This window comes from Aquamicrobium sp. NLF2-7, assembly GCF_022359935.1.
GTDB lineage: Bacteria > Pseudomonadota > Alphaproteobacteria > Rhizobiales > Rhizobiaceae > Mesorhizobium > Mesorhizobium lusatiense.
Window position 1 is genome coordinate 1,973,006 of sequence record NZ_JAKSED010000001.1, and the last position, 14,082, is coordinate 1,987,087.

At 64.8% G+C, this 14,082-nt stretch carries 14 protein-coding genes; 4 read left to right on the forward strand and 10 right to left on the reverse strand.

Annotated features, from left to right (window positions below; translation table 11 throughout):
- Positions 1-25 precede the first annotated feature (25 nt).
- From MIC97_RS09800 to MIC97_RS09825, 6 genes are all read right to left on the reverse strand, one after another.
- Entirely contained in the window at positions 26-484 is a 459-nt protein-coding gene (locus tag MIC97_RS09800) for a cupin domain-containing protein (RefSeq protein ID WP_239801087.1), read from the reverse strand.
- Between the two features lie 15 nt (positions 485-499).
- Positions 500-1,273 (reverse strand): SDR family NAD(P)-dependent oxidoreductase, encoded by a 774-nt coding sequence (locus MIC97_RS09805; protein WP_239799861.1) that lies wholly within the window; start codon positions 1,271-1,273, stop codon positions 500-502.
- Positions 1,270-3,594, reverse strand: coding sequence for a bifunctional salicylyl-CoA 5-hydroxylase/oxidoreductase (locus MIC97_RS09810; RefSeq protein ID WP_239799862.1), 2,325 nt, complete (start codon positions 3,592-3,594; stop codon positions 1,270-1,272). Before MIC97_RS09810 ends, MIC97_RS09805 begins: the two co-directional genes overlap by 4 nt.
- 173 nt (positions 3,595-3,767) lie before the next feature.
- Positions 3,768-4,289, reverse strand: coding sequence for a MarR family transcriptional regulator (locus tag MIC97_RS09815; protein WP_239799863.1), 522 nt, complete (start codon positions 4,287-4,289; stop codon positions 3,768-3,770).
- A gap of 86 nt (positions 4,290-4,375) precedes the next feature.
- Entirely contained in the window at positions 4,376-5,344 is a 969-nt protein-coding gene (locus MIC97_RS09820) for a pyridoxal-phosphate dependent enzyme (RefSeq protein WP_239799864.1), read from the reverse strand.
- The gene (locus MIC97_RS09825; RefSeq protein ID WP_239801088.1) at positions 5,341-6,117 is read right to left on the reverse strand and encodes a GntR family transcriptional regulator; all 777 of its coding nucleotides are present in this window, start codon (positions 6,115-6,117) and stop codon (positions 5,341-5,343) included. The genes MIC97_RS09820 and MIC97_RS09825 overlap by 4 nt, the downstream gene beginning before the upstream one ends.
- A gap of 219 nt (positions 6,118-6,336) precedes the next feature.
- On the opposite strand from MIC97_RS09825, the gene MIC97_RS09830 reads away from it, so the two are divergent.
- The 4 genes from MIC97_RS09830 to kynU all read left to right on the forward strand — a co-directional run bounded on the left by MIC97_RS09830 (position 6,337) and on the right by kynU (position 10,583).
- Positions 6,337-7,323: an ABC transporter substrate-binding protein gene (locus MIC97_RS09830; protein ID WP_239799865.1), complete on the forward strand. Its 987-nt coding sequence runs from the start codon at positions 6,337-6,339 to the stop codon at positions 7,321-7,323.
- Positions 7,324-7,407: 84 nt separating this feature from the next.
- Complete coding sequence (locus MIC97_RS09835; RefSeq protein WP_183825142.1) at positions 7,408-8,187, forward strand: ABC transporter ATP-binding protein; 780 nt, start codon at positions 7,408-7,410, stop codon at positions 8,185-8,187.
- Between the two features lie 4 nt (positions 8,188-8,191).
- Positions 8,192-9,115, forward strand: a complete 924-nt coding sequence (locus tag MIC97_RS09840) for an ABC transporter permease (RefSeq protein ID WP_239799866.1) — start codon at positions 8,192-8,194, stop codon at positions 9,113-9,115.
- Positions 9,116-9,335: 220 nt separating this feature from the next.
- Positions 9,336-10,583 (forward strand): kynureninase, encoded by a 1,248-nt coding sequence (gene kynU, locus MIC97_RS09845; RefSeq protein WP_239799867.1) that lies wholly within the window; start codon positions 9,336-9,338, stop codon positions 10,581-10,583.
- 79 nt (positions 10,584-10,662) lie between these two features.
- Here the strand turns inward: kynU and MIC97_RS09850 are convergent, their stop codons facing one another.
- Genes MIC97_RS09850 through MIC97_RS09865 form a run of 4 tightly spaced genes read right to left on the reverse strand, consistent with a single transcriptional unit; the run spans position 10,663 to position 13,985 of the window.
- Complete coding sequence (locus MIC97_RS09850; RefSeq protein ID WP_239799868.1) at positions 10,663-11,349, reverse strand: ABC transporter ATP-binding protein; 687 nt, start codon at positions 11,347-11,349, stop codon at positions 10,663-10,665.
- Entirely contained in the window at positions 11,346-12,095 is a 750-nt protein-coding gene (locus tag MIC97_RS09855; RefSeq protein WP_239799869.1) for an ABC transporter ATP-binding protein, read from the reverse strand. The genes MIC97_RS09850 and MIC97_RS09855 overlap by 4 nt, the downstream gene beginning before the upstream one ends.
- Positions 12,088-13,059 (reverse strand): branched-chain amino acid ABC transporter permease, encoded by a 972-nt coding sequence (locus MIC97_RS09860; protein ID WP_239801089.1) that lies wholly within the window; start codon positions 13,057-13,059, stop codon positions 12,088-12,090. Before MIC97_RS09860 ends, MIC97_RS09855 begins: the two co-directional genes overlap by 8 nt.
- A gap of 5 nt (positions 13,060-13,064) precedes the next feature.
- Positions 13,065-13,985: a branched-chain amino acid ABC transporter permease gene (locus MIC97_RS09865; protein WP_239799870.1), complete on the reverse strand. Its 921-nt coding sequence runs from the start codon at positions 13,983-13,985 to the stop codon at positions 13,065-13,067.
- Positions 13,986-14,082: the final 97 nt, after the last annotated feature.

Genomic DNA, 14,082 nt, shown 5'->3' on the forward strand with positions numbered 1-14,082 from the left:
ACTCTCTTCCTCTTGTCCGGCCCGCTCAGTCGTTGGCGGAAGGCGGCAGAAAATCCACATCGTGTTCGGCCGAGACCTTCACCACTTGGTCGGTGTCGGTCATGTTGTGCAGCTTCTCGAAAAGCTCTTTCAGCCGACCGGCCGGCGACACCCAGAACAGGGCGCGGGCAGGCTTGTCGGTTTTGTTGAAATAGCCATGCGGAACACCGCGCGGCATGCGCACGAGATCGCCGGCGGAAGCGGTGAACCACTTGCCGTCCAGCTTCACCTGCAACTCGCCCTCCTGAACGAGGATGAACTCATCTTGCGTCGGGTGAATGTGGACCGGAACGAACTGACCGGCCGCGCTGTTGGTCTCGAATGCGAAGCTCGAAGCGCCGACGGATTTGGGAAAATAACGCTGGCCGAGAATGTTCCACTCCACATTCCCGTAGCCGGTGCCGTTCGCGGTGATCCCGCCTTCGACTTCATCTTTTTCTGCCATCATGTCCTCCCGGTTTCAGTTCATCACTTCACCGCCGGCAACCGCGATCGCCTGCCCGGTGATGGCACCGGCCCCCTCTCCGGACAGCCACAGCACGGCATCGGCAACCTCCTGCGGCGTGACCAGCCTGCCCTGCGGGTTTGCCCGCGCCAGTGCCGCGCGCGCCTCATCGGCGCTGCGCCCGGTCTTGCCGGTGATGTTGTCCACCGCCGCATCGAGCAGCGGCGTGTCGGTGAAGCCGGGGCAGACGGCATTGACGGTTATGCCGGTGCGCGCCAGTTCCAGCGCCAGCGATCGCGTCAGCCCGACCACGCCATGCTTGGCCGCGCAATAGGCGGAAACATAGGCGTAGCCGGTCATGCCGGCGGTGCTGGCGATGTTGATAATGCGCGCCGCACCAGCCTTGCGCAGCGACGGCAGCAGCACCCGCGTGACCAGATAGGTGCCGGTGAGATTGATCGCGACAACGTGGTTCCACAGCGCCAGATCGGTTTTTTCGAAGGGCGCGGACGGCGCTTCGCCGGCACAATTGACCAGCACCGAGACCTCGCCCAACGCCGAAATTGCCTGCACGGCAGCTGTGGCCACGACCTGCTCGTCGGTCACGTCGAAACCGTCGACCACCAGCGCCTTGCCGCCCAAAGCCACGATTTCGGCGGCAACCGCCTGAAGCGGTCCGGGCCGCCGCCCCGCCAGTGAGACGGCAAAGCCCTTGTCCCCCAGCGCCAGCGCGATGGCCCGGCCGATGCCGGTGCCCGCCCCGGTGACGAAGGCGTGTTGCGCGCTCATTTCCGGCCCGCCGCTTCTGCGGCCGCACGGGCCAGATTGTTTTCATACTGCGAACGCGCCGACAGATATTGCTTCGGCCATTCCACGCCGGAAAAACCGATCTTCGCCGCCTCATGCAGAACGAAGGACGGATCGGCCAGATGCGGGCGGGCGACCGCGCACAGGTCGGCACGGCCGGCGGCAATGACGGAATTGGCATGATCAGCCTCGGAAATCGCGCCGACCGCAATGGTCGCCACGCCCACCTCGTTGCGGATCTTGTCCGACATCGGCGTCTGCCACAATCGCCCATAGACGGGCCTGTCGTCGGTCACCACCTGCCCGGTCGAGCAGTCGATGAGATCGGCCCCGGCCTCCCTGAACATCCTGGCAAAGATGGCCGCATCCTCCGGCGTGTTGCCACCCTCATGCCAGTCGGTGGTCGAGAGGCGCACCGAGATCGGGCGATCCTGCGGCCATGCCGCGCGCACGGCGCGAAACACCTCCAACGGGAAGCGGGCCCGGTTCTCATGGCTGCCGCCATACTCGTCGTCGCGCCGGTTGGTCAGCGGCGACAGGAAGGACGACAGCAGATAGCCATGCGCGGCATGGAGTTCGAGAATGTCGAAGCCGGCCGCTGCTGCACGTTTCGTGGCCGCGACGAAATCGGCGACGACGCGGTCCATGTCTTCCCGCGTCATGGCGCGCGGCACCTGCGACTGCGGCAGATAGGCAATGGCGGAGGCCGAAAGAAGCGGCCAGTTCCCCTCATCAAGCGGCTGGTCCATGCCTTCCCAGCCGCGCTTTGTGGAACCCTTGCGGCCGGCATGGCCAAGCTGGATGCCGATTTTCGCCGGCGTCTGGCCATGCACGAAATCGACGATGCGCTTCAGCGCCGCAGCCTGTCCGTCGTTCCACAGGCCAAGACAGCCCGGCGTGATGCGGGCATCCGGCGAGGTGCAGGTCATCTCGGGAAAGATGAGGGCAGCACCGCCCATGGCGCGTGCGCCGAGATGCACCATGTGAAAGTCGTCGGCCAGCCCGTCCGTGGCGGAATACATGGCCATGGGCGATACGATGATGCGGTTGCGCAGGGTCAGGCCGCGCACCGTGTAGGGCGTGAACATGGGCGGCGGCACGCTGCCGTCGGCTGCCGGCTCCACGCCTGCGCGCCTGGCGAACCAGCGCTCGTAGCCTTCCAGCCATTCAGGATCGCGCAGGCGCAGGTTTTCGTGGCTGATGCGCTGCGAGCGGGTCAGCATGGAATACATGAACTGTTCGGGTTCAAGCCGGTCGGCATAGCGATGCCCCACGACCTCGAACCATTCCATGGCGTTGCGGGCCGCGTTCTGGATGCGCGCGACATCAACGCGGCGCACCTCCTCATAGGCGTCCAGCACGGCCGGGATATTTTTCGCATCGTGGCCGAAGGCGTTGAACTGGCGGGTCAGCTCGATGGCGTCGTCGATGGCGAGCTTGGTGCCCGAGCCGATGGCGAAATGGGCGGTGTGGGCGCTGTCGCCCATCAGCACGACATGGCTTTTGCCGTTGAAATGGCTCCACTTCTCGCAGATCAGCCGCCCAAAATTCAGCCATGCGGAGCCGCGCAGATGGCGCGCATTGCTCATCAGGCGCGAGCCGTCCAGCGTATCCGCGAACAGCTTTTCGCAGAAAGCGATCGACTGGTCCTGATCCATCTCGCCGATGCCGTGGGCGTTGAACACGTCCTCGGTGGTCTCGACGATGAAGGTCGAGGTGCTGTCGTCGAATTTGTAGATATGCGCCTGGAACCAGCCATGCTCGGTGCGCTGGAAATCGAAGGTGAAGGCATCGAAGGCCTTGTCGGTGCCGAGCCAGATATAGCGGTTGGGCCGCATCAGCATGTCGGGTCGGAACACGTCTTCATAGCGGGCGCGAATGCGCGAATTGACGCCGTCCGAAGCGATGATCAGATCCGCATCGGCGAATTCCTCGTCGCTCTGCACATCCTGCTCGAACACCAGCTCGACGCCGAGTTCGAGGCAGCGCTCCTGCAAGATGTTGAGCATCTTCTTGCGGCCGATGCCCACGAAACCGTGACCAGTGGTGCGGATCTTGCGACCCTTGAACACCAGCTCGATGTCGTCCCAGTGGTTGAAGGCGTCCTCGATAGTGGCGGCTGTCTGCGGATCCCATTCGCGCATCGACTGCATGGTGGCGTCCGAAAATACCACGCCCCAGCCGAACGTATCGAAGGCCCGGTTGCGCTCGACCACGGTCACCTGATGCGCCGGGTTCTGCTTTTTCATCAGCAGGGCGAAATAGAGACCGGCCGGCCCGCCTCCGATGCAGACAATGCGCATGATTGTTCCTCCCGTCATCGGCATGGCGGAGCCTGAACACCACCTTTGCCGCTCCCAAGAAAGAGCATTCCGAAAAAAACTTCAAGCTTAAAGTTTCTTCAGGCGGAGCAAAAATCGCAATGCTCCCGCCGGGCGAACTGGCGGGAACCGTGCACCAGCCAGCGAAAAGGGGGTTACGTGCCCGACAGTGCCTGACGGATCGAGCCCTTGAGCCGCCCCAGCGCATCCATCAGCAGGGCTTCGTCATTGCGCGACAGGTGGCCGAACAATTCGCCGATCCATTCGCCATGGCGGTCCGCCATGGTGCGGAATGCGGCACGTCCCTCATCGGTCAGGGCGATGATCTGCACGCGACGATCCTTCGGCGAAACGGTGCGGCTGACATAGCCCATCTCCACCAGCCGCTCGACAAGCGCGGTGAGATTGCCGGCCGAAACCATCATGCGCCGCGAAACCTCGCCCAGCACCATGCCGTTTTCGGCGCGTTCGAGCTGCGCCATCAGGTCGAAGCGCGGCAGGGTGAAGTCGAATTCCTCGCGCAACCGCCGCCGGATCTCGGTCTCGGCCAGCGTCGCGCAGGTCAGGAGCCTGAGCCACAGGCGAATTTCCGCGCCATGGTCGCCCGGCGCCTCCAGCACCTTGGTCTCCCCGTCCAGCCATTCGGCCTGACGCTCGTCGTCCCTGATCTCGTTCATCTCCGGCCCGGTCGTCCTCCAGCAATCCGGCTCTTGTAGAGCCGTTTAGCCGGTCTGGACAAGCCGCAGCTTGCACCGGGCGGGCGTCAGGGCCGGGGAATGCCCCCTGCAAGCACCGTCGCATAGGCGTCCGCATCGATGTTGCCGCCCGAGATCACGCACACCACATTGCCTTGCGCGCGCGGACTGGAAAGGGCAGCGGCCAGCGAAGCAGCACCTGCACCTTCCGCCACCACCTTTGCCCGCGCGAACAGAAGCCGCATGGCATCCGTCACCTGTTCAAGGCTGACGGTCTCGGCGCCGTCGATCAGCTCGCGCACCACCGGCCACAGCTGCGGCACCAGCGAAGGTCCACCGATGCTTTTGATGAAGGACGGCTTCGTTTCAATGTCCACGATGCGGCTGGCCGCCAGTGCCGCCGTGACCGGCGCGGCATTCTCGTCCTCGACGGCCAGAATTTTTGTGTCCGGCTTCAGCGCCCGCACAGAGCTGGCGACACCCGTGGTCATCGAGCCGCCGCCATAGGGCGTGAGGACCACGTCGACCTCAGGCAGCGCCTCGACGATTTCGAGCCCGATGGTGCAGTTGCCGTCCAGCACGGCCTGATCGGTGACCGGATTGATCAGCAACTCGTCAAGCTGCGGGCGGTCGGCATCGGTGATGTAGCGCCACCAGTCGTCCATGCCGATGAAACGCACCTCGCCGCCGAGGCCCCGCACGCCGTCGATCTTGGTCTGCGGCGCGCCTTCGTACATGTAAGCGGCCATCTTCACGCCGAGCGCATGCGCCGCCCACGCCATGCCATAGGCCATGTTGCCGGAACTGACCGTGGCAACGCCGTTCGACAGTTCGGCACGCTGGCGCGACAGCAGCGCATTGAGCGCCGGCCGCAGCTTGAAGGCGCCGATGGACGAGAGCGTTTCCAGCTTCAGGAAAATACGCCGGTCCGGAAGCCCGAGATCGAGCGGTACCAGCGGAGTCGGCTGCATGTAAGCGCCAAGGCGTGCCTGCGCAGCCTGCATCGCTGCGAGCACCGGTCTTTGCGGGGCGTTCATTCAACAGCGGCCTTTCTGCCCCCTGCCTTGTCTGACCTTTTGCGGCGCCCCGCTTCTTCCCCGGCCTGAATGTAGGCATGCAGCGTGTAGCCGATATGCTCTTCCATCAGCCGGCGCGCGCGCTCCATGTCGCGGTCGAGCGCCGCCTCCATCAGCGCCGTGTGATGCTCGATCCCCATCGCCTCGCGCAACGCCGTCACCGCGGCCTCATACCCTTCCTGCCGCCCCTCAGCGGCGCGCAGGGTGGGTGCCAGACCAAGAAAGCGGTGGTGCCGGCGCAACTGATCGGAGATCGTGGCGTGGAAGCGCAGCAGCCAGCTCGAGCGCGCAGCGCTCAGCAGCGCATCATGGAAAGCACTGTGCTTTTCATCCCATTCGTCGACCGCCGCCTCGGACGGATCGTCGGGCGCGATCTTGCAGCGCGACAGACGGAAATGGCTGGTGACGACGGCCGCCTCCCACGCCTCATCGCCATTGGCGATCGATTCCAGCAGCAGCGGCAACTCCACCACCATGCGCGCGCGCGCCAGATCCTCCAGCTCGCCCTTCGACACCGGCGCCACGGCGAAACCGCGATTGGAGATGGCGGTGACTAGCTTCTCGGCCTCCAGCCGCGACAGCGCCTCGCGCAGCGGCGTCCAGCCGACGCCATAGGCATCGCGCAAGGCGCCCAGTTTCAGCGCCGCACCCGGTTTCAGCCGTGTGGCCAGAATATCGCGCCGCAGCAGGCTGTAGGCTGCTTCCGTCTTGCTCTGTCGGGTTTCTTCCTGCATCGTGCCATCCGCTTGCATCCGGCCGTCTCCGGCCATGATCGCGTCTCCTCCCCGGCTCCGCGCGAATTATATATGAAATGGCTCCGGAGCCAAATTATATATCATCCGCTGCATTTCTCCGATCTATATATATACGTTTGACAAGACTTCCGAAGCCGGTATGATCACGCCCCAAGGCGAAAATGAAAACGCCGATGGTCGATGTCTCGGGAGGTTACAATGAACATGTCGAAATCCGGCTGGCTGTCCGGAATTGTTGTCGCCGGCGCCATGCTGGCAAGCGCCATGACGGCGGCGGCGGACCCTGTCCGCATCGGCATCGCCAATTTCGGTGAGCATTCGCAGCTCAACATTGCCATTGCAGGCTTCAAGCGCGCCATTTCCGACGCCGGCTACGAAGACGGCAAGGATGTCGTCTACACCGAAAGCCACACCAATTTCGACGCTTCGCTGGTGCCGCAGATGATCGCCAAGCTGCAGGCCGAGCAGCCGAAGCTGATCTACACCGTCACCACCCCGGTTTCGCAGATCGCCCAGAAGGCGCTCGCGGGCTCCGGTATTCCGATCGTCTTCACCGCTGTCACCGATCCGGTCGCCGCCAAGCTGGTGCCGTCCTGGGATGAAGGCGGCGAGGGCATCACCGGCTCTTCCGACCTTCAGGATCTGGCCGCCGTGATGAAGTTCACCAAGGAGCTGATGCCCAATGCCACGCGCTTCGGCATTCCCTACAATCCCGGCGAGGCCAATGACGTGGCGCTGGTCGACAGCGCCCGCGAACTGGCCAAGGATGCCGGTCTGGAGATCGTTGCCGTCGGCGTCGACAACGTCAACGACATCCAGCAGCGCGTTGCCTCCTTCGCCGGCAAGGCCGATGTGATCTACGTGCCGACCTCGAACCTGCTGCAGCCGGCCGTTGCGGCCGTGGCCGCCGCCGCCCGCCAGGCCGGCATCCCGATCGTCAATTCCGACGACGGCGCTGTCCGCGAAGGTGTGGTTCCGGCAAGCTTCGCCGTCAACTACGACAAGGTCGGCGAGAACGCCGGCAAGATCGCCGTGCGCATTCTAAAGGGCGAAGACCCCAAGTCCATCGCCCCGTCCAAGCCTGCTTACGAGGACCACGTCATGGTGATCTCGAAGAAGTCCGCCAAGGAGTTCGGCCTCGAAATCCCGGCCGCTCTCGATGATTGCGGATGCTTCGTCGACTGACGAATATCTCCATCGCCGAAAATGGCGGCGCTCTGAAAGCGCCGCCTTTTTCTTAGGTTTTTCAGAAACGCGCAGGAGGTGCGGATGCTGGAAGTCCGGTCCGCGCGCAAGGTCTTCTATCGGGGTCAGCCCGACGAGAAGGTCGCGCTCGACAATCTCAATCTGACGCTCGCCACCGGCGAATTCGGCGTCGTCATCGGCTCCAACGGCGCCGGCAAGAGCTCCATGCTCAACGCCATCTCGGGCTCGCTGGTGCTCGATTCCGGCAAGATCCTCATCAACGGCGCCGACGTCACCTCGATGCCGGTCCACAAGCGCGCCGCACGGCTGGCGCGCGTGTTTCAGGACCCGATGCGCGGCACCGCCGCCTCGATGACGGTGGCCGAGAACATGCTGCTGGCCGAACTGCGCGCCAAGAGCCGCACGTTTCGGCCCGGCCTGAATGCCGGCCGTCTGGCTGAGTATCGCGAGCGCCTTTCGGTGCTTGGTCTCGGCCTTGAAAACCGCCTCGACACCAAGGTCGAGCTGCTTTCCGGCGGCCAGCGCCAGTCGCTGTCGCTGATCATGGCGGTGAGCGACCGGCCGGACGTGCTGCTGCTCGACGAGCACACCGCAGCGCTCGACCCGCGCACCGCCGACATCGTCATGCAGGCCACCATCCGCACCGTTTCCTCGCTGAAACTGACCACGCTGATGGTGACCCACAACATGCAGCATGCCGTCGACTTCGGCGACCGTGTCATCATGCTGGATGCCGGCAAGGTGAAGCTGGAAATCGCCGGCGAGGAAAAAAAGAACGTCACGGTGGTGGACCTGATCGGCCACTTCTCCGTCAAGACCGACCGCATGCTGCTGGCGAGCTGACATCATGGGCTTCATCGAAACCACCCTGTCGAGCTTCGTCTCGCTCATTCCCGTCACGCTGGCGCAGAGCCTGATCCTGAGCTTTGTCGTGCTCGGCATCATGATCCCGTTCCGCATGCTGAGCTTTCCGGACCTGACCAGCGAAGGCGCCTTCCCGCTGGGCGGCAGCGTCTGCGGCGTGCTGATGATCGCCGGCGCTTCGCCGGTCGCCGCCATTGCCGGCGCTCTGCTCGCCGGCTTCGTGGCCGGCTGCTGCACGGCCTTCATCCATCTGCGCTTCCGCATCCACACGCTTCTGGCCGGCATTCTGGTCATGACGATGCTCTACAGCGTCAATCTGCGCATCATGGGTCGCTCCAACCTGTCCGTGTTCGGCAACACCACCGTCTTCGACTGGGTGCCGGGCCTTCAGGGCGGGTTCCCGGCCTCCAAGATCGTGGTCGCCGGCATCGTGGTTCTGGCCGTGTTTTGCCTGCTCTACTTCTACTTCAAGACCGAGAAGGGCACCGCCATGCGCGCGGTCGGCTCCAATCCGGATATGGCCGAAGCGCAGGGCATCAATGTCTGGGCCGCCACCATCGGCGGCATCGGGCTGGCCGGCGCCTTCTCCGCCACCGGCGGCGCGCTGATGGTGCAGAGCCAGGGCTTTGCCGACGTCAACATGGGCATTGGCGTGCTGATCAACGGTCTGGCCGCGCTGATGATCGGCGAGGCGATCACCGGCAAGCAGACCGTGCTGCGCCAGCTTCTGGCCCCCTTTGTCGGCGCCATCGTCTACTACCAGCTTGTCTCGCTGTGCCTTGCCGCCGGCATGCCACCGCCCGACCTGAAGCTGGCCACCGGCCTCTTCGTGCTCATCATGCTGGCGCTGCCCAGCATCAAGCGCGGACGCGGCCCCGCCGCTGCAAAGGAAACGTTTCGCGAATAGGAGCCCTGCTCCTTTAAAAAAGCTCCGGCGAAGCCTCAGCGCTTCGCCGGCAGCCCGTAACCCGCAAGTAACCGGGCACTGCCTCTGCTCCCACGGCGTGGCCCGCCTTAGCAGTTCCAGCAAAAAGCGAAGCGTTTTTGCGTTCGGAATTGCGCCAGAACAAGGAGCTGGAGCTTTTCTCCGATGCGGAGAAAAGCACAAAAAGCTCCAGGAGGTTTGCATGTCCGCTCTTCCCGATCTTTCCGCTATCGAGGCACTTGATGCGGCCGATCCGCTTCGCGCATTCCGCGAACGCTTCGTGCTGCCCGAAGGCGTGATCTATCTGGACGGCAATTCGCTGGGAGCTGCCTCGCATGCCGCACTTGCCGAGCTCGAAACGGCTGCCCGGCAGGAATGGAGCCAGGACCTGATCCGCTCATGGAACACGGCCGGCTGGTTCGACATGCCGGTGAAGCTCGGCGACCGCCTCGGCCGGCTGGTGGGTGCAGCTGAAGGCCAGATCGTTGTCGGCGACACCACCTCGGTCAACATCTTCAAGGCTCTGCACGCGGCGCTGGCGCTGCGACCCGGGCGCAACACCATCGTCGCCGAAAGCGGCTCCTTCCCGACCGATCTCTATGTCGCCGAAGGCGTCGTCTCGACCCGTTCGGGCACATCGCTGAAACTGGAAGGCATCGATGCGCCGGCGATCGAGGATCTCATCGACGAGACCGTGGCCGTGGTGCTCGTCAACCACGTCAACTTCAAGAGCGGCACCCTGCGCGACATGGCGGCGCTGACGAAGCGCATCCACGATGCCGGTGCGCTCGCCGTCTGGGACCTGTGCCACAGCGCCGGCGCCCTGCCGGTGGAACTCGACGCCGCCGGCGCCGACTTCGCCGTTGGCTGCACCTACAAATATCTCAATGGCGGCCCCGGCGCCCCGGCCTTCATCTATGCGGCCCGCCGGCATCACGACAACATCGTGCAGCCGCTTTCGGGCTGGTGGGGCCATGCCCGCCCCTTTGCCATGGAAACCGGATTTGCGGCGGCTGAAGGCATACGCCGCTTCCAGTGTGGCACCCAGCCAATCCTGTCGATTCGGGCGCTGAAGGGCGCGCTCGACATCTGGGACGAGGTCGACATGCAGGCGCTGCGGGAGAAGAGCCTGGCGCTCACCGACCTGTTCATCGAACTGGTCGAGTCCCGCTGCGGCCAATATGGCGTTTCGCTGGAAACCACCTGCGCCCGCACCAGTCGGGGAAGTCAGGTGTCCTTCGCGCATGACCATGCCTATGAAGTGATGCAGGCGCTGATCGAGCATGGCGTGATCGGCGATTTCCGCGCCCCGTCCACACTCCGCTTCGGCTTCACGCCGCTCTACACCAGCTATCGCGATGTCTGGGATGCGGTCGCCGTTCTGGAAGACATTCTGGCGAGCGGCGTGTGGAAGGAGCCACGCTTCGCCGTGCGCGCCGCGGTGACCTGACCTTTTCCGTCATCCGGCCCGTGACCCGGGAAGCCATCGCATGGCGAAGGCTTTCCCGGATGAGAACGAGGCTCAGGGCTCAAACGCCCAGATAGCGGTCCTGCAAGTCGGGCGTCAGCGCCTGTGGCGTGCCGGCAAAGACGGTGACGCCTTTTTCCAGCACGAAGCAGCGGTCGGCAACCGGCAGAAGTTCCGACAGCGTCTTGTCGACCACGAGGATCGACTGGCCGGCCGCCTTCAGCTTGCGGATCGCAGCCCAGATGTCCTGCCTGATCACCGGGGCGAGCCCCTCCGTCGCCTCATCGAGGATCAGCAGGCGCGGATTGGTCATCAGCGCCCGGCCGATGGCCAGCATCTGCTGCTCGCCACCGGACAGCGTGTTGGCATACTGGCCGCGCCGTTCGCCGAGGCGCGGGAACAGCTCCGTCACCCGCTCCAGCGTCCATTCATTGCCGCGCGCCGCCACCAGCAGGTTTTCTTCCACGGTGAGGTTCGGGAAGCAGCGCCGTCCTTCCGGCACGAGGCCGAGCCCCAGCCGCGCGATGCGATGCGGACGCAGGCCCGCCAGTTCGCTGCCGGCGAAGCGGATTGAGCCCGCGCGCGGCCGCACAAGGCCGAGGATGGAATTGATGGTCGTGGTCTTGCCCATGCCGTTGCGGCCCATCAGCGCCACCACCTCGCCATCCTCGATTGTGAGGCTGGCGCCGAACAGCGCCTGCGAGGCGCCATAGAAGCTTTCAACGCCATTGAGGACGAGCAGGCTCATGCCGCGTCTCCGAGATAGGCCCGGCGCACTTCAGGGTCGGAGCGGATTTCGGCGACGGTGCCGGTGGCGATGATGCGGCCATAGACCAGCACCGAAATGCGGTCGGCCAGCGCGAAGACGGCATCCATGTCGTGCTCGACCAGCAGGATCGGCGCTTCATGGCGCAGGCCGTCGAGAAATCCGGTCAGCCGCTTCGAGCCTTCCGGCCCAAGCCCCGCCATCGGTTCATCGAACAGGAAGGCTTTCGGCCCCAGCGCCAGTGCAATGGCGATCTCGAGCTGGCGGCGCTCGCCATGCGACAGTTCCGCCGCCGGCACTTTTGCGCGCGCCTCAAGGCCGACACGCTCCAGCATGGCCATGGCGGGCCCGGTCAGGCTGCCATCGCGCGCCACCGGACGCAGGAAGCGGAAGCTGGAACCCTGCCTTGCCTGCACGGCGAGCATGACGTTGCGCAGAGCGGAAAATTCCGGCGCCAGCGAGGAGATCTGGAAGCTGCGCCCTAGCCCCTTGCGCACGCGCGCCGCCATGTCGAGCCCGGCCATATCCTCGCCGAGGAAACGGATGATGCCGCTGTCGGGCCGGATCGAGCCGCAGATCTGATGGATCAGCGTGCTCTTGCCGGCCCCGTTCGGACCGATCAGCGCATGGATTTCACCTTGCCGCAGGTCGAGGCTCACGCCGTCGGTGGCCTTCAGCCCGCCGAAGTTCTTCCGCAGATTGGAAAGCTGGAGGACCGGCTCAGCCATGGCGCGCCTTTCCGGCCAGAAGCCCGAGAAGTCCCCCGCGCGCGAACAGCACCACGCCAAGCAGGATCAGACCGAGGAAGAACTGCCAGCGTTCGGTAATGCCGCCCAGTGCATATTCGAACAGCACATAGACCATGGCCCCGGCCAGCGGCCCGAACAGGCGGCCCTTGCCGCCAAGAATGATGAGCACGATCAGTTCGCCCGACATGTGCCAGGACAGCATGGAGGGGCTGACGAAGCGGTTGAGATCGGCAAACAGCGCACCGGCCAGCCCCGTCACCATAGCCGAGACGGCGAAGGCCACCAGCCGGATGCCGAACGGTGCGATGCCGACCGCGGCAAGCCGCGTCGGGTTCTGCCGCGAGGCTTCCAGCGCCGTGCCGAAGCGCGAGCCCTTGATGAGCTGGAACAACACGAGCCCCGCTGCCAGAACAGCGAGGCAAAGCAGGAAATAAGGCAGCGGCTGCGCCGTATTCATGCCGGGAAAGCTGTTGCGAACATAGATCGACAGCCCGTCCTCGCCGCCATAGCTCGGCCAGGAGACGGCGAAATAATATATCATCTGGGCGAAGGCCAGTGTGATCATGATGAAATAGACGCCGGAGGTGCGCAGGCTGATCGCCCCGATCGGCAGCGCCACAAGTCCGCACAGCGCCATGGCGCTCAGCCAGATCACCGGCATCGAGGTGGTCGCCGCAAGGCCGAACGGCAGCGGCTCGCCATTGAATGCATGGGAGGCGAAGATGCCGGCGACATAGCCGCCAAGGCCGAAAAAGGCGGCGTGTCCGAACGACACCAGCCCGCCGAGGCCGAGCGCGATGTTCAGCCCCACCGCCGCCAGCGCCAGAATGGCGATGCGGGTGGCAAGCGTGACGTAGAACGGCTCGCCCGCCATCGTTGCCGCCACCGGAATGGCGACCAGCAGCACGAGCAGCAGCGCGCTGACCAGCGTTTCGCGCGACAGGGCCATCATGCCTGCCCCGCAAACAGGCCGCGGGGGCGCAATGCCAGGATCAGCGCCATGACGATGTAGATCAGCATCGAGGCAAGGGCCGCCCCCACCAGATTGGCCTGCGAGGCGGGCATGGTCAGCGCCAGCAGCTTGGGCAGCAGGAAACGGCCCATCGTATCGACCACGCCGACCAGAATGGCCCCGACCAGCGCGCCCTTGATGGAGCCGATGCCGCCGATGACGATGACCACGAAGGCAAGGATCAGCGCCGGCTCGCCCATGCCCACCTGCACCGACTGCAGCGCGCCGACCAGCGCACCGGCAAGGCCGGCAAGGGCCGCGCCCAGCGCGAACACCACCGTGTAGAGCGTGCGGATATCGACGCCGAGTGCGGCGATCATCTCGCGGTCGCTTTCGCCGGCGCGGATGCGCATGCCGAGCCTTGTGCGCGAAATCAGCAGGTAGAGCCCCACCGCCACGACGATGCCGACGCCGATGATCGCCAGCCGGTAGAGCTGGTATTGGCCGCCGCCCGGCAGCGGCACGGCGCCCTGCAACAGCGGCGGAATGTCGAGATAGAGCGGGAAGGAGCCGAACAGCCAGCGCGTGCCTTCCGACAGGATGAGGATCAGCGCGAAGGTCGCCAGAACCTGATCGAGATGGTCACGCTCATAAAGCCGGCGGATGATGGCCACTTCCATCAGCGCCCCGGCGGCGGCGGCGGCGGCAAGGCTCGCCGCCAGCCCCAGCCAGAACGAGCCGGTCGCCGCGGCGACGGCCGCGCAGGCGAAGGCCCCGATCATGTAGAGCGAGCCATGGGCGAGGTTGATCAGCCCCATGACGCCGAAGATCAGCGTCAGGCCAGCCGCAATCAGGAACAGCATGACGCCGAGCTGCAATCCGTTCAGCAGTTGCTCGATGATGAGGGCGATGGACAAAAGCGAAAGCTTCCGGCTGGATTTTCAGATACATCCACCTGCTTCGAGGTTCACATCCCCTGCCGGTTTCCCGTCTCACAGGAAGGCGGGAAACCGG

What these genes read in the sequence shown, in the direction of transcription:
- MIC97_RS09805 (WP_239799861.1), bottom strand. Translation starts at nt 1,273, where the DNA reads ATGAGCGCGCAACACGCCTTCGTCACCGGGGCGGGCACCGGCATCGGC.
- MIC97_RS09820 (WP_239799864.1), bottom strand. Translation starts at nt 5,344, where the DNA reads ATGAACGCCCCGCAAAGACCGGTGCTCGCAGCGATGCAGGCTGCGCAG.
- MIC97_RS09815 (WP_239799863.1), bottom strand. Translation starts at nt 4,289, where the DNA reads ATGAACGAGATCAGGGACGACGAGCGTCAGGCCGAATGGCTGGACGGG.
- MIC97_RS09850 (WP_239799868.1), bottom strand. Translation starts at nt 11,349, where the DNA reads ATGAGCCTGCTCGTCCTCAATGGCGTTGAAAGCTTCTATGGCGCCTCG.
- MIC97_RS09830 (WP_239799865.1), top strand. Translation starts at nt 6,337, where the DNA reads ATGAACATGTCGAAATCCGGCTGGCTGTCCGGAATTGTTGTCGCCGGC.
- MIC97_RS09800 (WP_239801087.1), bottom strand. Translation starts at nt 484, where the DNA reads ATGGCAGAAAAAGATGAAGTCGAAGGCGGGATCACCGCGAACGGCACC.
- MIC97_RS09810 (WP_239799862.1), bottom strand. Translation starts at nt 3,594, where the DNA reads ATGCGCATTGTCTGCATCGGAGGCGGGCCGGCCGGTCTCTATTTCGCC.
- kynU (WP_239799867.1), top strand. Translation starts at nt 9,336, where the DNA reads ATGTCCGCTCTTCCCGATCTTTCCGCTATCGAGGCACTTGATGCGGCC.
- MIC97_RS09840 (WP_239799866.1), top strand. Translation starts at nt 8,192, where the DNA reads ATGGGCTTCATCGAAACCACCCTGTCGAGCTTCGTCTCGCTCATTCCC.
- MIC97_RS09825 (WP_239801088.1), bottom strand. Translation starts at nt 6,117, where the DNA reads ATGCAGGAAGAAACCCGACAGAGCAAGACGGAAGCAGCCTACAGCCTG.
- MIC97_RS09835 (WP_183825142.1), top strand. Translation starts at nt 7,408, where the DNA reads ATGCTGGAAGTCCGGTCCGCGCGCAAGGTCTTCTATCGGGGTCAGCCC.
- MIC97_RS09855 (WP_239799869.1), bottom strand. Translation starts at nt 12,095, where the DNA reads ATGGCTGAGCCGGTCCTCCAGCTTTCCAATCTGCGGAAGAACTTCGGC.